The organism is Catenulispora pinistramenti, assembly GCF_018274385.1.
In the GTDB taxonomy this organism is placed as follows: domain Bacteria; phylum Actinomycetota; class Actinomycetes; order Streptomycetales; family Catenulisporaceae; genus Catenulispora; species Catenulispora pinistramenti.
In genome coordinates, this window is record NZ_JAAFYZ010000136.1 from 1 (window position 1) to 22318 (window position 22318).

A 22318-nucleotide genomic window follows, 5' to 3' on the forward strand; every position below is an offset into this window, starting at 1 on the left:
GGTTGGGGCGGACTGTGGGGTTCGCCGGTTTTTCCGCGGTCGGGGCCGGTGTTGTGCGCGTGGTCGGTAGGGGGGTGGCTGCTGCCGCTGCTGCCGTGGATATGGAGCCCGCGTCCGCTATAGCCATCGCCACCAGTACCGCGCTCGCCGTCGCCATCAGAACCCTCACCAGCTTGCCTCCGTCTCTCTCACACTCACTTCAGCCCCTCCAACCAGCCCCGCAGCGCGTCCAGCGCGAATGCCCGCGTTGGCTCCGCCTCGTTGAACAGTTCGTGGTACGCCTCGGGGAACTCCTCGACGCGGGTGGTCGCGGTCGGGAGCGCCGCGGCCAGGCGGCGCTCGCCGGCCGGGTCGATCACCCGGTCGCCGCCCGCGATCAGCAGCAGTACCGGGCAGGGGACGCGGCCCGCGTCGGCGACCGCGCGTTCGCCCTCGTCGAAGACGAAGTGGGCCAGCGCCGCCGAGATGCGGTCGTGGCAGAACGGGTCCTCGCGCATCGCCGCCGCGGTCGCCGGGTCGTGCGACAGTGCGCTCTTCGGCAGGCCGTTCGGGACGGTGAGGCGGTCAGGTAGGAACTCCGCCAGGCGCAGCGCTGCGTTCTGCACTCCCGCCGCGCGCTGCCCTACCGCCGGTGACGCCAGTACCGCCGCCGTCGGGTGCACTACGCCGCCGCTCAACGCCCGCGCCACGATGCAGCCGCCCATGCTGTGCCCCAGTATCAGCGGCGGTGGAGCGCCCGGATCGTCGAGACGTACCGCGGCATCGAAGTCCTCGAACACCGTCGACAGATCGTCGAGCAAAGCCAGCGGGCGTCGGATGTGCCCGCGTTGGCCGCCCGAGCGACCGAACCCCGCGTGGTCGTAGGCCCGCACCCGATACCCGGCTTCGGTCAGGAACTCGGCCAGCCGCCGGTAGCGGCCGCTGTGCTCGCCGAGGCCGTGGACCAGCAGGATCGCGCCCCGCTCGACCTCCACCGTGGGCGTCCACTCCCGCAGGAACAGCTCCACGCCGTCCGGCGTCGTCGCCAGCCACACGTCTTCCCGCACCGGCGCGAGCCGGGACCGGGAACCCGGACGACGGCTGGCACCAGGACCGGCACCGGCACCGGGGTCGGAACCACGGCCGGAACCGGGGTCGGGGTCGGGCATCGCAGGGCTCCCTCATCGCGCAGCGGGACACCGCGACCGTAACGCCGCGAATCGGGCATCGCGCGCTGGGTGGTCCGGAGGGGTAGTGGGGGAACACGGGCGATGGCACCGTTCGCGAAGGCCGTGACCTGGCTGGAGAGATAGCCGGGTGTCGACCGGTCGCACATTCTCGTGCTGGGCGGCTCCCGCGGCTCCGAAGCGGCGCTGTCGCCGGCCCAGGACTTCCCCACTCACCAAGGCGGCCGGTACGGGAAATCCCATACCGGCCGCAGCGAAGTCATGCCGTGATCTGCGTATCCGCGAAGATCTCAGACCGCGGCGAAAGCGCCCTCGATCACCGTCAGGCCCTCGTCCAGCAGCGCCTCGCTCATCACCAGCGAGGGCAGGAACCGCAGCACGTTGCCGAACGTCCCGCAGGTCAGGATCACGACGCCTTCGCTGTGGCACTTCTTCGCCACCGCGGCGGCCAGGGCGGCGTCCGGCTCCTTGGTGCCGGGCTGGACCAGCTCGACCGCGATCATCGCGCCGCGGCCGCGGACCTCGCCGATCCGGGGGTCGGCGGCGGCCAGCTTGGTGAGCCGGCCCACCATCTGGGTCTCGATCCTGCGGGCCTTGGCCGGCAGGTCCTGCTCGCGCATGGTCTGGATGGCGCCGAGCGCGCCCTCGCAGGCCACCGGGTTGCCGCCGTAGGTGCCGCCCAGGCCTCCGGGGCCGGCGGCGTCCATGATCTCGGCGCGGCCGGTGACCGCGGCCAGCGGCAGGCCGCCGGCGATGCCCTTGGCGGTGGTGATCAGGTCCGGGACCACGCCCTCGTGGTCGACCGCGAACCAGTCGCCGGTGCGGCAGAAGCCGGACTGGATCTCGTCGGCGATGAAGACGATGCCCTTCTCCCGGCACCAGGCGGCCAGGCCGGGCAGGAAGCCGTCCGGCGGGACGATGAAGCCGCCCTCGCCCTGGATCGGCTCGATCAGCACCGCGGCCACGTTGTGCGCGCCGACCTGCTTCTCGATCAGGATCTTGGTCTGCTCCAGGGCCTCGGCCGCGGCGTTGTCCGGGCCGGTGGGCCAGCGGAAGGGGTAGGCCATCGGGACCCGGTAGACCTCGGGGGCGAACGGGCCGAAGCCGTCCTTGTAGGGGGCGACCTTGGCGGTCAGCGCCATCGTGAGGTTGGTCCGGCCGTGGTAGCCGTGGTCGAAGACGACGACCGCCTGGCGCTTGGTGTAGGCGCGGGCGATCTTGACCGCGTTCTCCACGGCCTCGGCCCCGGAGTTGAACAGCGCCGAGCGCTTCTCGAAGTCGCCGGGGGTGAGCTCGGCCAGGGCCTCGCAGACCGCCACGTAGGACTCGTAGGGGGTGACCATGAAGCAGGTGTGCGTGAACTTCGCCAGCTGCTCGGAGGCCCTGTGCACGACGTTGGAGTCGGCGTGCCCGACCGAGGTCACCGCGATGCCGGAGCCGAAGTCGAGCAGCTGGTTCCCATCGGCGTCCTGCAGCACCGCGCGGTCGGCGTCGGTGATGAAGACCGGCAGGGTCGTGGAAATACCGCGCGCGACCACCTTGTTGCGGCGCTCGAACAGCTCGCGGGACTTCGGGCCGGGGATCTCGGTGACGAGACGCCGTTCCTGCTTGAGCTCGGTCATGGACCCTCTGCCTCCTGGATGCGGGGTTGGTCGCGCGGTTCCCTCGCAGCCTAAGCGCGCCGTGACGGCCCGGCACAGGACGCGGTGGCGGGTGCGGGGGTGGGGTTGAGCCGAATTGGCGAGTGGGGTGCCCGCGGCCGGATGTGCGTGCCGCGGACGTCCCTTTCGCTGCGTCGTAGTTCTGATACACAGAACGTGTGACGACTGAAGGCCAGGGCCCCGGCCCGCTGCCGCCCGGCTGGTACGCCGACCCCTCCGGGGAACCGCAGGTGCGCTACTGGACCGGAACCAGATGGACCGAGCGCACCCGGCCTGACGTGCAGTCCTGGGTACACGGGCCGCGGCTGGTGGACGTGCCGGGGGTGTTCGCCTACGGCCGGGACCCGGAGGCGGCGGCCGCGGTGCGGGTCAGTCGCGAGTCCCGCCAACGTGCCCTGCGATACCTGCTCTACGCGCCGCTGGCCGGGGTGGTGTTGGCGGTGCCGGCGTCCATCATCCTCACCTCGATCGGCCTGAGCGGCGCCGCGGTGTGGGTGGTCTACCTGGTCGCGCTGCTCGGCGTCTGCGGCTGGGCCGGGGGCTGGCTGCCGGTGGGCCGGGTGCTGTGGGCGCAGCACGGCGACCGGCTGGCCGGTCTGACCGGGCTGGGCAAGAAGCGTGAGGTGCCCCCGCCGCCGAGGCCGGACATGTGGGTCGACCTGCGCGAGGCCGGGCATGTCGCGGCCGCCAGCCGGCTGGATGTCGCGGCCGACCACGGCGAGCTCACCGACGTCGACTACGTCCGCATGGTCCGGGTGATCCGGCAGGCCCGCGGCGACCAGGACCGGCTGGCGCTGGTGGCCGCCGAGATCGAGGACTCCGGCCCGCACTCCTGGCTGCACCCCTCCGGCCAGCGCGACCTGCCGGCCCGGCTCGGCGAGCACGACCTGATGACCGGCCAGGTGCGGCTCGGCGTCGCCTCGGACACCGCGAAGAACCCGGCGACCCACTCCGGCCAGACCTTCGCCCTGGACGCCGAGGTCCTGCGCACCTCGCTGCTGGTGATAGGGCCCACCGGCAGCGGCAAGACCCGCAGCTTCGCCCGGCCGATCGTGGAACTGCTCGGCCTGCAGACGCTGACCAACATGGCCTCGGTCGTGGTCATCGACCCGCACGGCGACTACAGCCTGCCCGGCTTCTTCGACGTCGACATCGACCCCCTGGACCCGGACTCGCAGTGGGGTTTCGACCTCTACGGCGGCGCGCGCAACCCGGCCGAGGCCGCCGACCGGCTGGCCGGCGCGCTGCTGCCGCCGGGCGTCGAGCCGGAGGCCGACGCGGCCGCGCACAACGGGCTGGACGCCGCGCTGAGCTGGTTCCGCGAGCGGGAGGGCCGCTACCCGACGCTCAAGGAACTGATCGTCGAGCTGGTCGAGGGCGGCCCGCGGCTGCTGGTGGAGCGGCTGCGGCTGCTGGACCGGCCGGCGCTGGTCGAGCTGTTCGACGGCCGGTCGGAGCAGAAGTTCTCGATGCGGCAGATCGACCGGCCGATGCGGGTCCGGATCGCGCTTCCGGAGGCCGCCTACCCGCAGGCCGCGCGGATCCTGGCCCGGCTGGCGGTCTCGCAGTTCGTGCAGACCGTGTCGGCGCCGGACGTCGACCGCTCGGTCTTCAAGGGCCTGATCGTCGACGACGCCGGCCGCTTCGTCGACGAGTACGTGGTCCAGGGCCTGCAACGGGCCCGCGCGGCCAACGCCGGCCTGATCCTGCTGGCCCAGTCGATGCGCGAGTTCCCCGAGGACCTGCGGGCCACGGTCTTCGCGAACACCGGCTGCAAGGCGGTGTTCGCCGGGATCGACCCGCAGGACGCGGCCTACATCGCCGATTTCTGGGGCAAGCAGTGGGTGGCCGAGACCACGGTGACCACCGGCCAGGAGAACACCACCCGCAGCGGCACCATCACCGGGCCCCCGGAGCGCCGCCGCAGCGTGCAGTCGATGGGCCGGGTGCGCAACGTCCGGCGCCCCGGCCAGCTGCTGGCGCTGACCGGCGGATCGTCGGTGACGCAGCAGCGCTCGGTGGCGACCCGGCCGGTGGAGCGCTACGTGTGGTCGCCGTCGGAGATCATCAACGAGATCCCGACCGGGCACGCGCTGGTGTCGCTGTCCACGGCCGAGGGGTTCCGGACGCCGCCGGTGCTGGTGGACCTGCGGGGGTAGTCGCGGCGGTTGGCGAGGCGGTTGGCGAGGCGGTCGTCGAGGCGCCGGCGGCCCGGATGGCGGCGGGTGCGCGGGCAGCAGGTCGCCCGGCGCCTCAGCCGGAGTGCCACGTTACGGTGAAGTCCCCGGACGGCGAGATCGGCGAGGGCGCCGCCTTCGTGGTGCCGCCGCTCGTCATCGTGATCGGCTCCGGGTTGAACGAGCCCAGCCCGGTGCCGTTCGCGCTGGCCGCGCCGAACGAGGCGGTGCCGAAGTCGGACAGCGGCAGGACGCCGGTGGCGTCGGACGGCGCCTCGGCGATGACCTCGGCCGAGGCCAGGGCCGGGTTGTCGAGGTGCGCGTCGATCGAGTGGGACCACCCCTTGGTCTGGTCGCCGATGTTCAGGGTGAAGCGGCCGGAGCCGTTGTAGATGACCGAGGCGCGGATGACGTCGCCGGGGGAGATCGCACCGGAGAGGTTCACCGGGCCGCCGGGGTACATCTCGTACCAGGAGGAGTAGGCCGCCGAGCCTTTGGCGCAGTCGGCCTCGGTGCCGATCTGCTCGACCGAGCTGCTGCCGTCGCCGTCCAGGCCGATCCAGAACGAGGAGTACGTGTTCTGCGACCGACAGCTGACGCGGGGTTCGGTCCAGGTGGCGCTGACCGAGTGGTACCCGCCGCCGGACGCGGCGTAGCCGGCCCAGTTCGCGGAGGCGCTGTGGCGCAGATCGGGGCCGATCGCCCGGTCGTGGGTGATCGTCCGGGCGGGGTCGCCGCCGTTCGCCGCGGACGCGGCCGGGGTGGTGATGAGGGCCGCGGATATCGCTCCGGTGAGCGCCACGGCGGCGGCCGGCCGGCGGCGGGAAGAAGACATCCGGCGTCTCCAATCTCTATGTTCTGAGATGGAGACTAGGTAACCCTTTTGAAGATGTCTGCCCTAAAAGGGACGAAAGCCCGATTCGCCAGGCCGCGCAGCCGTTCGCCGCCTCCGCGCTGCCGCCGGGGACGCCTCCGCGCCGCCTCCGTGTCGGATCAGTGCCCGGTCAGTGCCCGGTCAGTGCCGGATCAGCGCCGAGAGTGGGAGGCCAGGCCGCGCAGCATCAGATCCAGGCCGAACTCGAAGCGGCCGTCCGGACCGCCGGTCTCGAACATCGGGTCCGCCAGGGCCAGCATATTCGGGAACTGTTCCGGTGGTAGGGACCTGATGTAGCCCTTCATCTCCCCGGCCCAGGCCTCGACGTCCTCTTGCGAGGCCTCGCCGTGGATCGAGAAGCGGATGTCCTCCTCGAAGACGTTCGCCACCACGTAGAGGGCGATCACGTCGCCGGCCCAGGCGGCCACCCGGTCCGGCAGATCGCCGGCCCGCAGCAGTCCCATGAAGCCCTCGATGATGTGGATCCCGTTCGGGCCCATGGGGACCCGGCCCAGCATGGCGCGGGCCAGGCCGGGGTGGCTTTGCAGGATCTTCCGGGTGCCGCGCATCATCTCGCGCACCTGTTCCATCCAGCGCTCCGGGTCCGGCTCGGGGAAGCTGACGTCGACGAACACCCGGTCCAGGGCCAGCTTCACCAGCTCGTCCTTGTTCGCGACGTGCGCGTACAGGGACGCGGCTCCCGTGCCCAGGTCCGCGGCGACGCGGCGCATGGACAGCGCGTCGTAGCCGTCGGTCTCCAGGATCCGCAGCGCGGCCTCGACGATCGCCTCCTGGCTCAGCGGAGTGCGCGCGGGGGCCTTGGCTTTGCGCGTGCGCTCCCACGGGGGGACCGGCGCCGGGGGTGCACTCTCCGGCGGATTCGGGGCTACTGGCTCGGCCATCGGGAATGGCTCCTTCCTTCACGAACACTGTACGCCTCTCGAACGACGTTCGTAAAGGCGAACACCGTTTGACTCGAACGGTGTTCGGATGTAGAACGGTGTTCGTAGCCACTCGAACGGCGTTCGCGTCGATGAGTCCGAGCGTCGCGGGTCGTCTGATCCCGCGTGGGACCCGGGTAGGCCGCGCTGATCGTGCGGCACGAGCGAGATTCGCGATATAGCTTGACATCCCGAACACGAGATATATCGTAAGCATGTCACCACCGAACGGCGTTCGATCGCTCGAACGGCGTTCTTCCGCAGCCGTCCCGGAGGGGGACCATCATGACCAGCACCGTCGACACCTCGAACCAGACCATCGACCACTCCGAGAGCGGGCCTCCCGACTCCGCCGAAGCGCCGAGTCCGGCCAAGTCCAAGCTCGGCCGCGCCGTGATCCTGGCGTTGTTCGCCATCATCGGCGCCGACATCATGGACCTGCTGGACACCACGATCATGAACATCGCCAGCCCGGTCCTGCGGACCGACCTCGGGGCCTCGACCTCGGCGCTGCAGTGGATCGTCGCCGGCTACACGCTGGCCTTCGCGGTCATGCTGACCACCGGCGGCCGGCTCGGCGACGTCTTCGGCCGCAAGCGGATGTTCCAGGTCGGCATCTCCGGCTTCCTGGCCGGCTCGATCCTGTGCTCACTGGCCCAGACCTCGGGCGAGCTGATCGGCGCGCGCATCCTGCAGGGCGCCTTCGCCGCGGTGATGATCCCGCAGGGCCTGGGCATGCTGCGGGCGATGGTCCCGCCGGAGAAGATGAACTCGGTCTTCGGCATCTTCGGCCCGATGATGGGCCTGGCCGCGACCCTCGGCCCCATCCTGGGCGGCTGGCTGGTCGGCGCGAACCTGTTCGGGCTCAGCTGGCGGGCCATCTTCCTGGTCAACGTGCCGGTCGGGATCGCCGCGCTGGCCTTCGGCAGCAAGGTGCTGCCCCGGGACGAGCATGCCGCCGACGGCACCAAGCCCAAGCTGGACCTGATCGGCATGCTGCTGGCCACCGCCGGCATCATGATGCTGGTCTACCCGCTGGTCCAGGGCCGCGAGGCGGGCTGGCCGGCGTGGATGTTCGCCCTGATGGCCGCCGCCGTCCCCACCTTCGGCGTCTTCGCCCTGCACCAGCGCCACCGCAGCGCGGCCGGCCGCGACCCGTTCGTGGTGCCGACCGTGTTCCGCAAGCGCTCCTTCGTCAGCGGCATCGCCGTGCTGTTCTCCTTCGCGGCGGCGATGAGCGGCGTGTTCTTCGTCTACACCCTGTTCATGCAGGTCGGTCTGCACTTCAGCGCGCTGCACGCCGGTCTGACGATGCTGCCCTGGTCGATCGGCACCATGCTCTCGATGGGCGCCTCGCAGGGGCTGATGCCGAAGATCGGCCCGCGCCGCACCCTGCAGGCCGGCATGTTGGTCATGTCGCTCGGTACCGTGATCGCCGCGCTGCTGGTGCACAACTACGGCGCGACCACCACCAGCTGGACGCTCGTCGCCCCGCTGCTGGTCTCCGGGATGGGCATGGGCCTGATCTTCGGCCCGATCTTCGGCACCGTCCTGGGCGACCTGGACGATGCCGAGGTGGGCTCGGCTTCGGGCCTGCTGAACGCGATGCAGCAGCTGGCCGGCGCCTTCGGGATCGCCGCGCTGGGCACGGTGTTCTTCGACAAGGCGGGGGCGATGATGACCAGCGTCCCGACCGCCGCGACCCTGGTCTTCGTGATCAGCGCCGCGATTCTGGTGGTCGCGTGGGCCGTCGCCTTCACGATGTCGAAGCACACCCAGGAGGCTGAGGGGCACTGAGGAGGGCCGGTTTCACACCGGCGTGTCCCCTCCGAGGAGTCCGAGGAAGGCTTGTCCTTCCTCGGACTCCGCATATTTTGCGTGTCCGAGGAACCAGTCGCGGTAGGCGATTTCGGCGTTCTTCTCGCTGCCGCCGGGGACGACCGACAGGAAGTAGTCGATCTCTGAGAGCTCGTATTCGGCGTGGCACAGCGGGAAGAGGTTCGGCAGGGCGGCGGACTCGGCGGCACTGAGCGGCCGGATCGCGGTGTAGCCGTGCAGGAACGACTGGAGTTGGCGCTTTTGGAAGTTCGCGGGCCCGCCGTCGCGCAGCCCGACCCAGTCCACGGCGAACCGCTCGATCGCGATGGCCAGGTCGTAGGCGGCGGTGGTGCGGTCGGACAAGCCGAAGTCCAGGACCGAGGTGATGGCCGGCTCTCGGCGGTCGCCGGACCAGAGCAGGTTGGTGCCATGCCAGTCGTTGTGGGTCCACAACGGGGCGAGGTCGTCGGTCAGCCGCTGGTGGAACGGGAGCAGGAGCCGTTCGACGTCGGAGCGCCAGTCGCGGGCGGCCAGGAAGTCCGCGAGTTGTGGGCGGCGTGCGGCGATCTGCTCGATGGCCGCGATCGGGTCGGCCGCGCTGAAGAGCGAGAAGCCGGACTTCAACGGTCGCCAGGGTCGGGCCGGGGCCCCGTAGCCCTCTGCGGCGGTGTGCAGGCGGGCCAGCATCGCGCCGGCGTATCCGGGGTGACCCGGTTTGTAAGGCGACCACGAGAAGACGTCTCGATACAGGTCTTCGCCGACGCCGAGATCTTGGATCTCGTAGATGAAGTCGCCGCGCAGGCCGGCAGCGCGCGCCGGGGGGACCGGGATGCCGCGCTCGCGGATGTGGTCCATGAAGCCGTGTTCCTCGGCCAGGGCCTCGGGGGTGCGCAAGGCCAACGGCAGGCGCTTCACGATCAGGCGGCGGCCGTCGGGCGTGCGGATGCGGGCTGTCGTGGACAGGGGGCGCGGGCTGCGCCACTCGATCTCGGCGATCTGCGTGCCGAGCACTTCCTCGACTTCCGCCGCGGTAAGGCTCGGCCAGTCGCGCTGCACGACCGACTCCGCCCCCATGCCGAAGACGAGATCATCTTCGGCGGTCCCGCTCATGCGGTGGCTTCCGCGGGTGTCGCCTGTTCCGTCCTCGGCGCGCGCCGCCGGTCCAGCGCCACGATCGCGCCGGTGGCCAGCGCCGCCGCCGCGAACGAGTACAGCGAGGCCGAGGCCCACCAGCCCGGGTGGACGTGGATCCAGTCCTGGACGTGCATCCAGCCGTGCGCCCACCAGTCCACCGAGCCCGGGTTCAGCACTTGGTAGACCACGAAGCCCAGGGCCCAGGGCAGCAGCATCGCCGGCCGCGCCGGGGAGCGCTCGGACAGGTCCCAGCGGCCCTGCCGGCCCCGGCCCAGGAAGTAGTCGACGCCGACCACCGCGGCCAGCGGCACGAAGACCGAGCCGATCAGCCCGAGGAAGTTCGCGAAGCCGCCGAGGTCGTGGACGAACAGCGCGATCACCGTCACCAGGGCGCCGACCCCGCCGGCCAGGATCCGCCGGTCCACCCGGGGCAGCAGGTTCTGGATCGACATCGCGGTCGAGTACACGTTCGCGAACGACTGGTCCGACTCGCGCAGCACCAGCACCAGGAAGAAGACCCAGCCCGCGGTCACGCCGAGCATGGTGTGGAAGACGTCGCCGTTCGGTCCGGCCTGGAGCAGCGCCACGATGCCGATCGCGTAGCACCAGAACTGCGTGATGCTGTAGCCGACGACGGCCGCGCCGCCGGCCTGGTTGGAGCTGCGGGCGTGCCGCATGTAGTCGGCGGCCATGGGCAGGAACGACACCGACAGCGCGAGCGCGGCGTCGACGGCCGGGAAGAAGCCGTTCCAGGAGGTGCCGGTCTGGTGCGGGATCGGGTTCCGCAGCAGCTGGACCGTGAAGTAGAGCATGGCGACGGCGACCGCGCCGGTCACGTACTTGCGCAGGGCGCGCAGCACCGACAGCGGCCAGATCGCCATCGATGTGCACAGCGCCCCGGCCGCGAGCACCAACAGCGGACGCGGGATGCCGTGGGTGTGGGGCATGGCGTCCACGCCCTGCACGATGACCGTGATCTCGTACACGCCCCAGCCGACCATCTGGAAGATGTTCGCCAGGCTCGGCAGCCAGGACAGCCGGGTGCCGAACAGGCCGCGCAGCACGGCCATCGCCGGGGCCCCGGTGCGGGTGCCGACCACGCCGGCGATGGCGGTCATCACCATTCCGGCCACAGTGCCCAGCGCGATCGCCAGCAGCGAGGCCGGGATCGGCAGCGGCGAGTAGCCGGTGGGCAGTAACACGACCGCGGCGGAGGAGAACCCGATCAGGCTGACGCCCAGGTTCGCCCAGAACGCGGCCTGGTCGCTGAAAGAGAGGACGCGCGGGGCCTCGGTGGTGAGGAGCAGCGGGGCCTCGGCGGGAGCGGCGGCGGCCGGCGTGGTGGTCGTCATGGCGTGCACCATCGTACGGGGCGCGCGCACCGCTGTTCGAAGGGCGATCGCCGGCCCCGGCGGCGGGCGGCGGCGACGTAGGCTGGGGCTGTGCCGCCGACGATCGCCTCCCTGCTCGCCGACCGACCTCTGGGGCTGCGTCTGCTCACCTCCGAGGGGCCGGCCGGGGACACCTCGCGCGAGGTGCGGTGGGTGCACACGACCGAGCTGAACGACCCGGCGCCGTTCCTGGAGGGCGGTGAGCTGCTGCTGACCACCGGGCTGCGCCTGGCCGATCCGGGCTTCGACCTGGAGGCCTTCCTGTCCGGGCTGGTCCGGGCCGGGGTCGCGGGCCTGGGGTTCGGCGTCGGGCTGAACAACGCGGCGGTGCCGGAGCGGTTCGTCGCCGCGGCCGCCGCGCACGGTCTGCCGGTGCTGGAGGTTCCCAAGGCCACACCGTTCATCGCGATCGCGAAGTCGGTGTCGAAGGCGCTGGCGGCCGAGGAGTACCGCGCCATCACCGAGGGGTACCGGACGCAGCAGGACTTGGTGAAGTCGGCGCTGGCCCACGAGCCGCAGCGGTCCCTGGTGCGGTCGTTGGTGCGCGGGCTCGGGCCCGGGGCGTGGGCGGTGCTGCTCGGGGCCGACGGTTCGGTCCTGCACAGCGCGGGCCCGATGCCGGCCGGCCTGGACCTGGCGCCGGAGCTGGCCCGGCTGCGCGGCCGGATGCTGCCCAGCAGCGCCTCGATCATGACCGACTCAGGGCACGTCGAGGTGCACGCGCTCGGCGTCGGCAAGCGGGTCTCGGGCTTCCTGGCGGTCGGCCTGCTGGGCCGCGACAGCGGGCCGGACATCACCGGCCGCCAGATCCTGGCCGTGGCGCTCACCCTGCTCACCCTCGGCGTCGAGCTGCCGACCAAGGACGTGACGGTCGCCGAGCTGACGCTGCGCCGCGCGGTGGTGCGGCTGCTGCTGGCCGGTCACGTGGACGCGGCGCGCGAGGCCGCCGGGGAGCTGCGCGTGCCGTTGCCGCCGGAGCCGGTGCGGATCGCCCGGGACTCGGTGCGCGACGAGGCCGTGCCGGAGCGGATGTTCGTGCTCGAAGAGGGCAACGAGCGCGTGCTGGTAGCCCCGGCCGACTATCCGGACTTCGCCGGCGGCGTGTCGGACGCGATCGGCTACGCGGACTTCGGCCGCGGCTACCGCCAGGCCGGCGAGGCGCTGGCGACGGCGCGCCGGACCGGACGGCCCACGGTGTCCTTCGCCGAGGCCGGTTCGGGCCTGTCGACGCTGTTCGCGGACCAGGCGGTCCGCGACTTCGCCGCCGCGGTGCTGGCCCCGCTGACCGAGGCGGACCGCTCGGCGCTGGTGCCGACGCTGCGCGCGTGGCTGGCGCACAACGGGCAGTGGGACTCGGCGGCTGCGGAACTCGGGGTGCACCGGCACACCGTGCGGGCTCGCATCGCGCGAGCGGGGGAGCTGCTGGGGAAGGACCTGACGGCTGCCGATTCGGCTGACGCGCGGATGGAATTGTGGTTCGCGCTGCGGGTGCGCGAGGGGCAGTAGGCGGGCTGAAAAGAAGTCGCAGCGCAGGTGGAGGAATGGTTGGCTCGGGGGATGACCGCCAAACTCGCCGGCTTGTCCATCGACGCACACGACCCCGTGCTGTTGGCCCGGTTCTGGGGCGGAGTCCTCGGCTGGGAGCAAACCGATGGCATCGGCGACGGCGTCGGGCTGATTCCCGACGACGACACCGGGTTCCAAATCCGGTTCCTGCCGTCGGAGGCCGAGAAGACCCGGCAGAACCAGATGCACTTCGACCTGACGAGCGTGTCGCCGGAAGGCCAGCAGGAGACTGTGGCGCGTGCGCTCGCACTCGGCGGACGGCACCATGACGTGGGGCAGGGGCCCGATGCGACGCACGTCGTGCTCGCCGATCCGGAGGGCAACGAGTTCTGCGTGATCGCGGCCGGGAACAAGTTCCTCGCAGAGTGCGGATTCATCGGGGCGCTCGCGAGCGACGGGTCGCAGGAGGTCGGGTACTTCTGGAGCCGGGCGTTGGGCTGGCCGCTGGTGTGGGATCAGGATCAGGAGACGGCGATCCGCTCTCCGTACGGTGGTCCGAAGATCACTTGGGGTGGGCCGCCCTTCACCCGGAAAACCGATCGGAACCGGCTGCGCTTCCAGCTCGTGACGAGCGAGGGCGACAAGGAGATCGACCGGCTGGTCGCGCTCGGGGCCGCCCGCACCGACACCGCTCCCGGCCGATCCGGCGAGGTGGAGCTGACCGACCCCGACGGCAACGAGTTCACCCTGTGGCTGGTCTGACCACACGCTGGCCCGAACGGCGCAGCCGTCCCCGCCGACTGGCCACCGCGTACACCGGCGCGCGAGCCCGAGCGCGCCTACGCTGAGTGCCATGACTGAGCAGGCAACGCCGTTCTGGATCGCGGGTAAGCAGGTCACGGGGACCGACAGCTACGAGGTGCGCTCGCCGTACGACGGCCGTCTGGTGGCGACCGTGTCGGTGCCCACCGAGGAGCAGGTGGAGCAGGCGGTGGCGGCGGCCGCCGCGGTCGCCAAGGAGACCGCCGACCAGCCCGCTTATCGCCGGGCAGCCGCGCTGGACCACGTCTCGCGGCGGATCGCCGAGCGGGCCGAGGAGATCGCGGCGCTCATCACCGCCGAGAACGGCAAGCCGCTCAAGTGGGCCAAGGCCGAGGTCGGCCGGGCGGTCTCGGTGTTCCGCTGGGCCGCCGAGGAGGCGCGCCGGTTCAACGGCGAGTTGCAGCGGCTGGACACCGACGCCAACGCCGCCGGCCGCACCGCGATCACCCGGCGCTTCCCGCGCGGGCCGGTGCTGGGCATCTCGCCGTTCAACTTCCCGCTGAACCTGGTCGCGCACAAGGTGGCCCCGGCGATCGCGGTCGGCGCGCCGATCGTCCTGAAGCCGGCCCCGGCCACCCCGCTGACCGCGCTGCTGCTCGGTGAGCTGCTGGCCGAGACCGACCTGCCGGCCGGCTCCTGGTCGGTGCTGCCGGTGCCGAACGACCGGATGGCCGCTCTGACCGCCGACCCGCGGCTGCCGGTGGTCAGCTTCACCGGCTCCGGCCCGGTCGGCGCGATGATCCAGGCCGAGGTGCCGCACAAGCACGTCACGCTGGAACTCGGCGGCAACGCCGCGGCCGTGGTGACGGCCGACTACTCCGCGGAGAAGGACCTGGACTGGGCCGCGCAGCGGATCGCCACCTTCGCCAACTACCAGGCCGGCCAGTCCTGCATCTCGGTGCAGCGGGTGTACGCCGACCGCGCGGTCTACGACCGGCTGGTCGAGAAGGTGGTCGCGGCGGTCGAGGCGCAGAAGACCGGCGACCCGGCGGACGGCGCCACCGACGTCGGCCCGATGATCAGCACCGCCGCCGCCGAGCGGGTCCAGGCCTGGGTCGAGGAGGCGGTCGGCGCCGGCGCCACGCTGCTCACCGGCGGCGGCCGGGACGGCGCCAGCTACGAGCCGACCGTGATCGCCGGCGCTCCGGCGCACTCCAAGGTGGTGGTCGAGGAGGTGTTCGGCCCGGTGTTGGTGCTGCACGCCTTCGACGGCGTGGACGAGGCGGTGCGCCTGGTCAACGACTCGCAGTTCGGCCTGCAGGCCGGCGTCTTCACCAACGACCTGCACACCGCCTTCCGGGTGCACCGCGATCTGGAGGTCGGCGGCGTCATCATCGGCGACGCCCCGAGTTTCCGCGCCGACCAGATGCCGTACGGTGGTGTGAAGGGCTCCGGCGTGGGCCGCGAAGGCGTCAAGTACGCCATGGAGGACTACACATATGAGCGGGTGCTGGTGCTGACCGGGATCGACCTGTAGCGATCCCTGGTTTCGCAGACCGGTACCTGCTCGGCCCCTTGATCCGATTCCCTCATCGGGTCAAGGGGCCGTTTCGTTCACCCGGTTCGTCCGCCGGAGGCGGCGGGTACCGCAGCGGTGACTCGTCGAGCCGGCTCAGGTAGTGGGCGAGAGCGGCTTCGGGAAGGTCGTCGAGGACGGCCAGTGCTTTCCGGTGGGACTCTTCCGCCTCTGACACGCGCCCTTGGGCGTGCAGTGCCCGGGCGATGCCGTTGAGGTCGTCGGCGTGCAGGTAGAGGAAGCCCAGATCGTGCGAGAGGGGCACCGACTCCTCGAAGGCGGTGATCGCGTCGGCGAAGCGCTCCAGGACGAGATAGGTGAAGCCGAGGTTGTGCTTGGCCACCGCGACCATCAGCCAGTCGTTCTGGGCCTGTGCCTCAGCGGTGCCCGTGATGATGTGGGCCACGGCTTCGGCCGGCCGGCCCAGCCCGTGCAGGCAGGTGGCCACGGTGTTGTACACGCCTGTCGTGCGGGGCGTCTGGCGCACTTCGTCGTGCTCCCGCAGAGCCAGGGCTTGGAGCGCGATCTCCAAGCCCTGTCGGTGGTCGCCGAAGCCGGTATAGGCCAAGGCTTTGACGTTCAGTGCGAGGTGTTCGTTCAGCAGGTCCCCGTTTTCCCGGCTCAGGGCCAGTGCTTCTTCCAGGGGATCGAGTGCCTGCTCGAACCTGTTGTCCTGGAAGAGGGTGAACCCGAGCTGCTGGAGCACGGTCGCCTCGACGTCGGGCGCCGCCCACCGCCGGGCGTGCGGCAGGGCGGCGCGGAGCAGCCGTTCGGACTCCCGCCAGCTGCGGGCGATGTCCTCGAACGGCTTCATCGCCAGGGCCAGGTTCACCGCTGTGCGATCGTGACCGAACGCCGCGGCCGCCGAGAAGGCGCGCAGCAGGTTCGGCCGCTCGAGGTCGTACCAGGCGAGCGCCTGTTTGGCGTCGACGAACCGCACGCTCTCGCCCCGCACGTCGCCGGTGGGGAAGGGCAGGGGAGGCTGGCGGTTCGCCAACTGGACCGCTGCCGAAGCGGTCGCCACGTACCAGTTCAGGACCGCGGCGATGGCCTCGGAGCGCTCCTGCTCGCTGATCTCGGCCGCGGCGCGCTCGGCCGCGTAGGCGCGGAGCAGGTCGTGGAGCTCGAAACGGTTCAGGACTTTCTGCTGGATCAGCTTCTCGTCCTGGAGCAGCTCCAGGATCCGCTCGGCCTCGCCGAGGTCCATCCCGGTCAGCGCGGTGATCGAGGAGGCGGTGAAGTCTCCGGCGGGATGGATGCCGAGCAGCCGGAAGACGCGTTGCGCGGCCGTCGGGAGGCCCTGATACGACAGGTCGAAGACCTGGGACAGTCCCCGGCCGCCGGTGGTCATCTGGTCCAGCGTGGTGGCCAGCCGGTCGGCCAGATACCGCAGGGTCCAGACCGGGCGGGACCGCAGGCGCGCCGCCGCGAGTGAGACGGCCAGCGGCAGGCCGCCGCACAGCTCGGCGATCCGCGCCGCGGCCCGCGGCTCGGCGGCGACGCGCTCGGGGCCGACGATGCGGGAGAGCATCTCGATCGACTCCGACGGGTCGAGGACGTCGAGGGCGACGGTGCGGGCGCCCTCCAGGCTGGCCAGAGTGCGCCGGCTGGTGATCAGCACCAGGCAGCTCGATGACGCCGGAAGCAGGGGTCTGAGCTGGTTGTCGTCCGCGGCGTTGTCGAGCAGGAGCAGTGCCTGGCGGCCGTGGATGCGGTCGCGGAACATCGCGGCCCGCTCGTCCAGCCCGGCCGGGACGCGCGCGGCCGGCACCTGGAGCTGCCGGAGGAACACGTCCAGGATGGCGGCGGGGTCAGACGGCTCGTGATACGGGTCGAAGCCGCGGAGGTTGGCGTAGAGCTGGAGGTCGGCATACCGCCCGGCCCGCACCAGGCGATGGGCGGCGTGCAGGGCGAGCTGGGTCTTCCCGATGCCGGCCATGCCCTCGATCGCCGAGATCACCAGGGTGCGCGAGCCTTCGGTGGCCGCGTCCATCAAGGCGGCGAGTTCCTTCTCGCGGCCGATGAACGTGGGCAGGTCGACCGGCAGTTGCCGCAGGACGCCGCCGAAATCGGCCGCCTTGGTGTCGCGCAGGACCCGGAGATACGCCGTGCGCCACCGGGCGACCGTGGCGTCGTCCGCGCCGAGCGCCCGGACGATGCCCGCCACCAGGTCGAGGTCGAGTCGGCGCCGCGAGGTCTGGAACACCTCCGCGACCGTGGAGTGCGAGATCGTCCGCGGCGGACGCAGCAACGGGCCCACCCGCTTGGCCAGCGCACGGGTCGACGGCGAGCCGGCCCACATCCGCAGCTGATCCAAGAGCTCGATGAATTCCACCAGGTCGGCGGCGTGTTCCGGATCGGGTTCGCCCGTCGTTCCGGCGTTGCCCGACATCGCGTCCTCCCCTGCTGCGCTTCTCCTCCTTCGTGACGATATTGCTTTTTCCATCGCTGTCGCGATCATTCGATGTGTCCGCTGAGGTTCCTGCCGGAAAGGTCGGGGTGTGTCCCCCGGACCCGGTCACATCCCGGCGGCTTCGGCGTCCGCCTTCACGCCCGTGCGGAAGGACTGGTACCGCGGCTGCCAGCCCAGCTCGTCCTTGGCCTTGGCGTTGCTGATCACCCAGCGGCCGGTGATGAAGCAGTTCAGGTAGGGCAGCGGCTTGGTGAACCAGGCCGGGACGGTGCGCGGGGTCTTCGTCTTGAAGTCCTTCGCGATCTCCAGCGCCACGTCCGCGAACGGGGCCGGGGTGTCGTCCACGACGTTGTACGCCTCGCCGCCCTTGCCCCGCTCCAGCGCGGCCACGGTCGCGCCGGCCGCGTCGGCCAGGTGGATGAAGGAGTTGGTGCCGGCCTTGACGATCGGCAGCTTGCCGGCCTGGAGGAACTCCACGTAGGCGGTGGTCGCCGGGCCGCCGTAGAACAGGCCGTAGCGCAGCGAGATGCCGTCGATGCCGGGCTCGCAGAAGGCGATCTGCTCGTTGCGCAGCATCGCCTGGCCGTGCCGGGCGAACATCCTGCGCGGCGAGGGCCCGAAGAACGCGTCCTCGGTGATCGGGCCGGGACCGAGGTCGCCGTAGCCGTAGCCGAAGATCATCGACTGGGTGAGGAAGCGGGTGGCGCCCGTGGCCTTGGCCGCCGTCATCAGGTTCTCGGTGCCGACCGTGCGCAGGACGTTGGTGACGTCCATGTCCTTGTTGCGCATCGGCGCCTTCTTCAGGGCGGTCAGCTGGCTGATGACGGCGTCGAAGCGGTGGCCGCGCACCGCGGCGAGCACTTGGTCACGGTCCATGACGTCGGCCACCACCGCGGTGGCGCCCATGCCCTCGATCACGCGGACGCCGTCCTGGGTGCGGGTGAGGCCGACCACCTCATGGCCGGCGTCGATCAGGGCCGGGGTGAGGACGCGGCCGAAGACGCCGCTGGCACCGGCGAGCAGGATACGCATCGTGAGCTCCTTGGGATCGGCTCGGCGGGGCTGTCCGCCGGGTTCGATCGCAAGGACGGGCGCCGACCGGGATCTGTGACACGGGTCCGTGTGACCCGCGTGACTCCCGCTCGGTCGGTGTCAGCCGGTGTCGCCCTCCAGCGCGCGCACCCCGCTCAGCTTCTCCGGGTTGGCCATCGCGAAGACGGTGCGGATCCGGCCGTCCTCGTCCATGTCCAGCGTGTAGACGTAGAGCACCTTGCCGTCGGCGAAAGCGATGATCGCCGGGTCGCCGTTGACCCCGACCGGTGCGATCTCGATGCGCAGATCCATGCCGTCGTCGAGGTACTTCGCGTATTTCTGGGCGATGCCCAGCAGGAACCGGGAGACGTGGTCCAGGCCGACCACCGGCCGGGTCGCCGCCGTGACCACCCCGCCGCCGTCGGAGATCACCGTGATCTCCGGCGAGAGCAGCTCCAGCAGCGGCGCGATGTCGCCGCCGACGCAGGCCGACAGGAAACGCTCGGCGATGCTCTGCCGTTTGACGTCGTCCAGCGGGTAGCGCGGCCGCTTGTCCTGCACGTGGTTGCGGGCCCGGACCAGCAGCTGGCGCACCGCGGCCTCGGTGCGGTCCAGCATCGCGGCGATCTCGGCGAAGCTGTAGTCGAAGGCCTCGCGCAGCACGAACACGGCGCGCTCCAGCGGCGACAGGGTCTCCATCACCAGCAGCATGGCCAGCGAGACGGTGTCGTCCAGGACCACGCGGTCGGCGGTGTCCGGGGCGGTGTCGGCGCCGTCCCGGGTCAGCACCGGCTCCGGGAGCCAGGGGCCGACGTAGGACTCCTTGCGGGTCTGGGCCTTGCGGAGCTGGTCGATGGCCAGCCGGGTGGTCACCGTGACCAGGAACGCCTTCGGGTCCTCGACCGCTGTGTAGTCCGATCCGCTCCAGCGCAGCCAGGCGTCCTGCACCACGTCCTCGGCGTCGCTCCAGCGCCCGAGCACGCGGTAGGCCACCGAGGTCAGCAGCCTGCGGTGGTCGTTGAAGACCTGCGCGGCCCCGGCGTCATCCCACGTGGGAAGGTCCTGTTCCACGGCGGCCAGCCTATTACCGAGGCGGGCATGGACGCTTGGCGCGGTCTGACCTACGGTGCGCGCATGGCAGCTGAGGGCAAGGTCGTGATGGTGACCGGCGGCGGCAGCGGGATCGGCCGGGCGACCGCGGAGATGTTCGCGGCGCGCGGCGCGGCGGCGATCGTGGTGGTGGACCGGACGGACACCGGGGAGAATTCGGGACCGGAGACCGTCGACCTGATCCGCAAGGCCGGTGGCACCGCGTTGTTCGTGCACGCCGACGTGGCGATGGAGGCCGAGGTCGAGGCGGCGCTGGCCACGGCGCTCGCCGAATACGGCCGGCTGGACGCGGCGGTGAACTGCGCCGGGGTGGCCGGGACCGGGGCCAAGATCGCGGATACCGAGCTGGCGGACTGGAACCGGATTCTGGGCGTCAACCTGACCGGCGTGTTCCTGTCCCTGAAGCATGAGATCCGGGCGATGCTGCCGAACAAGTCCGGGACGATCGTGAACATCGCCTCGGCGGCCGGGCTGGTGGCGGTGCCGTACCTGTCGCCGTACTGCTCGTCCAAGCACGGGGTGCTCGGGCTGACCAAGACCGCGGCGCGCGAGTACCGGAACTCCGGGCTGCGGATCAACGCGATCTGCCCCGGGGTGGTCGACACCCCGATGATCCGGAACTCGGCCGAGGAGCGGCCGGCGGTGAACATGCAGGCCCGGGAGAACACCGGAGGATTCGTGGGACAGCCGGAGCAGATCGCGGCGGCCGCGGTGTGGCTGTGCTCGGACGAGGCGTCGTTCGTCAACGGGGAGTCGATGGTCGTGGACGGCGGGACGATCACGCGGTAAGGCGGGAGCCTGGCGCGGTGGGTAGCGTGTGGGCATGCGCATAGACCTGCACGCCCACACCACCGCCTCCGACGGGACCTTCGAGCCGGCCGAGCTGGTCGGCATGGCCGAGGCGGCCGGCCTGAACGTGGTGGCGATCACCGACCACGACGGGACGTCCGGCTGGTCCGAGGCACGGCGAGCGCTGCGGTACGGGCGGGAAGCCGGGGTCTGGTCGCACATCCAGACCGTGGTGCCCGGGGCCGAGATATCGTGCAAGATCCACGGGATCGGTCTGCACATGCTCGGGTACATGTTCGACCCCGAGAACCCGGACCTGGCCGCCGCGCTGGCCGAGATCCGCGAGTCGCGGACGCACCGGGCCGAGGCGATGGTGCGGAAGGCGCGGGAGCTGGGCGCGCCGATCACCTGGGAGCAGGTCCAGGAGATCGCCGGGGCTGGCGTGGTGGGGCGGCCGCACGTGGCGACGGCGCTCGTCGAGGCCGGCGTGGTGGCCTCGGTCGACGCCGCGTTCACCCCGGACTGGCTCGGCGAGGGCGGCCGGGCCCGGGTGGAGAAACTGGACATGGACCCGATCCGGGCGATCACGCTGGTCAAGGCCGCGGGCGGGGTCACCGTGATGGCGCATCCGCTGGCCTGGCGGCGCGGCCCGGTGGTGTCGGAGGCGGACATCGCGGCGTTCGCCGAGGCCGGGATGACCGGCATCGAGATGAACCACCCCGACCACGGGCCGAAGGAACGGGACCAGGTCCGCGCGATGGCCAAGGAGCTGGGGCTGCTGACCACCGGCTCGTCGGACTGGCACGGAGCGCGCAAGCCGACGATCCGGCTCGGCGACGAGACCACCGAGCCGGAGGTCTACGAGGAGTTGGTGGCGCGGTCGAGTGGGACTCGGCCGTTCTGATTCGGCAGTACTGATTCGCGGTTCTGGTTCGGGGGTTCCGAGTCAGCGGCTCTGGCTCGGCAGCTGTTTTGGCTTCAGCCGTTCTGGGCCCAGAAGTCGGCGAGCACCTTCGCAGTGACCGCCGGGTTCTCGGCGGCGGGGGAGTGCGCGGCGTCCTCGATCACGACGAAGTCCGCGCCCAGACGCGTGGCCATCTCCTTCTGGAGCCCGACCGGCCACGCGTCGTCGCCGGCCCCGGCCGCGACCAGGATCGGCAGCCCGGCGGCGGCGAGTTCGGCGGTCCGGTCGGTGGCCGACAGGATGGCGGTGCCCATGCCGACCAGCATGCCGGTGTCGTTGTGCTCGAAGCGCCGCTGGAGGAAGTCGCGCACGCACTCGTCCGGGTGCCCAGGGGCGCCCTCGGCCGCGGCCATCTTCTGCATCTCGGCCCAGATCTCGGCCGAGGTCATGAAGCTGGCGGCGGCCACCAGGAGCTTCGCCTGCTCGGCGGAGCGGCCCGGGATCGCGGCGGGGCCGGAGTCGAGGATCGCGAGGGTGCGGACGCGAGTCGGGCGGGCCAGGGCGTATTCGCGGGCTACGAGACCGCCGAAGGAGTGGCCCATGATGTGGATGCGGGCGGCGCCGTCTGCGTTGGTGCCGGTGTCTGTGCCAGTGCCAGTGCCAGTGTCGGCGTCCGTGGCGGCGTTGGCGTGGCCGGTGGTGTCGCTGAGCGCGTCGAGGACATCGCCGAGGTCTGCGGCGAGCCGTGGGAGCGTGTAGGCCTTGGGATCCTCAGGGCCCGCCGACTCGTTCTGCCCCCGCTGGTCGATCGCGACGGCCTCGTACCCGGCCTGCGCCAACGGCGCCAGCACCGCGATGAAGTCTTCCTTCGACCCCGTGTAGCCGGGGACGAGCACCGCGATCCCTTGCCTGGACACCCCCTCGGGCGGTGTGGCGCGCAGCGCGGCGAGCGGCCCGCCCGCGGTCGGCAGCTGGATCGCCTGGGTGTGGGGCGGCAGGTCGACGAAGGGCGGCGTGCTCATGGGGATGAGCGTAGTTGACGGTTCCCGGGCGTGGCTGAAGTG

At 71.3% G+C, this 22318-nt stretch carries 17 protein-coding genes; 7 read left to right on the forward strand and 10 right to left on the reverse strand.

All coding sequences use genetic code 11. The features are described 5' to 3' along the window. Window positions 1-194: 194 nt before the first annotated feature. Window positions 195-1148 carry an alpha/beta hydrolase gene (locus KGQ19_RS31220; protein WP_212015781.1) on the reverse strand — a complete coding sequence of 318 codons (954 nt, stop codon included), beginning with the start codon at window positions 1146-1148 and terminating at the stop codon, window positions 195-197. Between the two features lie 308 nt (window positions 1149-1456). Continuing rightward, the gene (gene gabT / locus KGQ19_RS31225) at window positions 1457-2788 is read right to left on the reverse strand and encodes a 4-aminobutyrate--2-oxoglutarate transaminase (RefSeq protein ID WP_212015789.1); all 1332 of its coding nucleotides are present in this window, start codon (window positions 2786-2788) and stop codon (window positions 1457-1459) included. Between the two features lie 197 nt (window positions 2789-2985). On the opposite strand from gabT, the gene KGQ19_RS31230 reads away from it, so the two are divergent. Beyond that, a complete protein-coding gene (locus KGQ19_RS31230) occupies window positions 2986-4986 on the forward strand; it encodes a DUF2510 domain-containing protein (RefSeq protein ID WP_212015791.1) in 2001 nt (666 codons plus the stop codon). A 94-nt stretch (window positions 4987-5080) separates the two neighbouring features. Here KGQ19_RS31230 and KGQ19_RS31235 read toward each other — a convergent pair whose 3' ends face one another. Further along, window positions 5081-5839: a G1 family glutamic endopeptidase gene (locus KGQ19_RS31235; RefSeq protein ID WP_212015793.1), complete on the reverse strand. Its 759-nt coding sequence runs from the start codon at window positions 5837-5839 to the stop codon at window positions 5081-5083. A gap of 191 nt (window positions 5840-6030) precedes the next feature. Further along, window positions 6031-6780: a TetR/AcrR family transcriptional regulator gene (locus KGQ19_RS31240; protein WP_212015795.1), complete on the reverse strand. Its 750-nt coding sequence runs from the start codon at window positions 6778-6780 to the stop codon at window positions 6031-6033. Window positions 6781-7104: 324 nt separating this feature from the next. Between KGQ19_RS31240 and KGQ19_RS31245 the strand changes: the two genes are divergently transcribed. Continuing rightward, a complete protein-coding gene (locus tag KGQ19_RS31245; protein ID WP_212015797.1) occupies window positions 7105-8616 on the forward strand; it encodes a DHA2 family efflux MFS transporter permease subunit in 1512 nt (503 codons plus the stop codon). A gap of 12 nt (window positions 8617-8628) precedes the next feature. Here the strand turns inward: KGQ19_RS31245 and KGQ19_RS31250 are convergent, their stop codons facing one another. Beyond that, window positions 8629-9747: a phosphotransferase enzyme family protein gene (locus KGQ19_RS31250; protein WP_212015799.1), complete on the reverse strand. Its 1119-nt coding sequence runs from the start codon at window positions 9745-9747 to the stop codon at window positions 8629-8631. Next, window positions 9744-11123, reverse strand: a complete 1380-nt coding sequence (locus tag KGQ19_RS31255; RefSeq protein WP_230419730.1) for a purine-cytosine permease family protein — start codon at window positions 11121-11123, stop codon at window positions 9744-9746. Before KGQ19_RS31255 ends, KGQ19_RS31250 begins: the two co-directional genes overlap by 4 nt. A gap of 90 nt (window positions 11124-11213) precedes the next feature. On the opposite strand from KGQ19_RS31255, the gene KGQ19_RS31260 reads away from it, so the two are divergent. The 3 genes from KGQ19_RS31260 to KGQ19_RS31270 all read left to right on the forward strand — a co-directional run bounded on the left by KGQ19_RS31260 (window position 11214) and on the right by KGQ19_RS31270 (window position 14967). Next, the gene (locus KGQ19_RS31260; protein ID WP_212015800.1) at window positions 11214-12668 is read left to right on the forward strand and encodes a PucR family transcriptional regulator; all 1455 of its coding nucleotides are present in this window, start codon (window positions 11214-11216) and stop codon (window positions 12666-12668) included. A 51-nt stretch (window positions 12669-12719) separates the two neighbouring features. Beyond that, window positions 12720-13430, forward strand: a complete 711-nt coding sequence (locus KGQ19_RS31265; protein ID WP_212015802.1) for a VOC family protein — start codon at window positions 12720-12722, stop codon at window positions 13428-13430. 91 nt (window positions 13431-13521) lie between these two features. Then, entirely contained in the window at window positions 13522-14967 is a 1446-nt protein-coding gene (locus tag KGQ19_RS31270) for an aldehyde dehydrogenase family protein (RefSeq protein ID WP_212015804.1), read from the forward strand. Window positions 14968-15019: 52 nt separating this feature from the next. Here the strand turns inward: KGQ19_RS31270 and KGQ19_RS31275 are convergent, their stop codons facing one another. The 3 genes from KGQ19_RS31275 to KGQ19_RS31285 form a co-directional block, all read right to left on the reverse strand. Further along, entirely contained in the window at window positions 15020-17398 is a 2379-nt protein-coding gene (locus KGQ19_RS31275; protein WP_212015806.1) for an ATP-binding protein, read from the reverse strand. A 126-nt stretch (window positions 17399-17524) separates the two neighbouring features. Then, on the reverse strand, window positions 17525-18451 hold the full coding sequence (locus KGQ19_RS31280) for an NAD-dependent epimerase/dehydratase family protein (RefSeq protein WP_212015808.1): 927 nt from the start codon (window positions 18449-18451) through the stop codon (window positions 17525-17527). 120 nt (window positions 18452-18571) lie between these two features. Next, window positions 18572-19522: an RNA polymerase sigma-70 factor gene (locus KGQ19_RS31285; protein WP_212015810.1), complete on the reverse strand. Its 951-nt coding sequence runs from the start codon at window positions 19520-19522 to the stop codon at window positions 18572-18574. 63 nt (window positions 19523-19585) lie between these two features. On the opposite strand from KGQ19_RS31285, the gene KGQ19_RS31290 reads away from it, so the two are divergent. Further along, a complete protein-coding gene (locus tag KGQ19_RS31290) occupies window positions 19586-20350 on the forward strand; it encodes an SDR family oxidoreductase (protein ID WP_212015812.1) in 765 nt (254 codons plus the stop codon). 34 nt (window positions 20351-20384) lie between these two features. After that, on the forward strand, window positions 20385-21254 hold the full coding sequence (locus tag KGQ19_RS31295; protein ID WP_212015814.1) for a PHP domain-containing protein: 870 nt from the start codon (window positions 20385-20387) through the stop codon (window positions 21252-21254). Window positions 21255-21328: 74 nt separating this feature from the next. Here the strand turns inward: KGQ19_RS31295 and KGQ19_RS31300 are convergent, their stop codons facing one another. Further along, complete coding sequence (locus KGQ19_RS31300; protein WP_212015816.1) at window positions 21329-22276, reverse strand: alpha/beta fold hydrolase; 948 nt, start codon at window positions 22274-22276, stop codon at window positions 21329-21331. Window positions 22277-22318 lie beyond the last annotated feature (42 nt).

Coding starts and splice junctions, on each gene's coding strand:
- KGQ19_RS31255 (WP_230419730.1), bottom strand. CDS start 11,123: ATGACGACCACCACGCCGGCCGCCGCCGCTCCCGCCGAGGCCCCGCTG.
- gabT (WP_212015789.1), bottom strand. CDS start 2,788: ATGACCGAGCTCAAGCAGGAACGGCGTCTCGTCACCGAGATCCCCGGC.
- KGQ19_RS31240 (WP_212015795.1), bottom strand. CDS start 6,780: ATGGCCGAGCCAGTAGCCCCGAATCCGCCGGAGAGTGCACCCCCGGCG.
- KGQ19_RS31235 (WP_212015793.1), bottom strand. CDS start 5,839: ATGTCTTCTTCCCGCCGCCGGCCGGCCGCCGCCGTGGCGCTCACCGGA.
- KGQ19_RS31295 (WP_212015814.1), top strand. CDS start 20,385: ATGCGCATAGACCTGCACGCCCACACCACCGCCTCCGACGGGACCTTC.
- KGQ19_RS31270 (WP_212015804.1), top strand. CDS start 13,522: ATGACTGAGCAGGCAACGCCGTTCTGGATCGCGGGTAAGCAGGTCACG.
- KGQ19_RS31275 (WP_212015806.1), bottom strand. CDS start 17,398: ATGTCGGGCAACGCCGGAACGACGGGCGAACCCGATCCGGAACACGCC.
- KGQ19_RS31265 (WP_212015802.1), top strand. CDS start 12,720: ATGACCGCCAAACTCGCCGGCTTGTCCATCGACGCACACGACCCCGTG.
- KGQ19_RS31220 (WP_212015781.1), bottom strand. CDS start 1,148: ATGCCCGACCCCGACCCCGGTTCCGGCCGTGGTTCCGACCCCGGTGCC.
- KGQ19_RS31300 (WP_212015816.1), bottom strand. CDS start 22,276: ATGAGCACGCCGCCCTTCGTCGACCTGCCGCCCCACACCCAGGCGATC.
- KGQ19_RS31290 (WP_212015812.1), top strand. CDS start 19,586: ATGGCAGCTGAGGGCAAGGTCGTGATGGTGACCGGCGGCGGCAGCGGG.
- KGQ19_RS31280 (WP_212015808.1), bottom strand. CDS start 18,451: ATGCGTATCCTGCTCGCCGGTGCCAGCGGCGTCTTCGGCCGCGTCCTC.
- KGQ19_RS31245 (WP_212015797.1), top strand. CDS start 7,105: ATGACCAGCACCGTCGACACCTCGAACCAGACCATCGACCACTCCGAG.
- KGQ19_RS31250 (WP_212015799.1), bottom strand. CDS start 9,747: ATGAGCGGGACCGCCGAAGATGATCTCGTCTTCGGCATGGGGGCGGAG.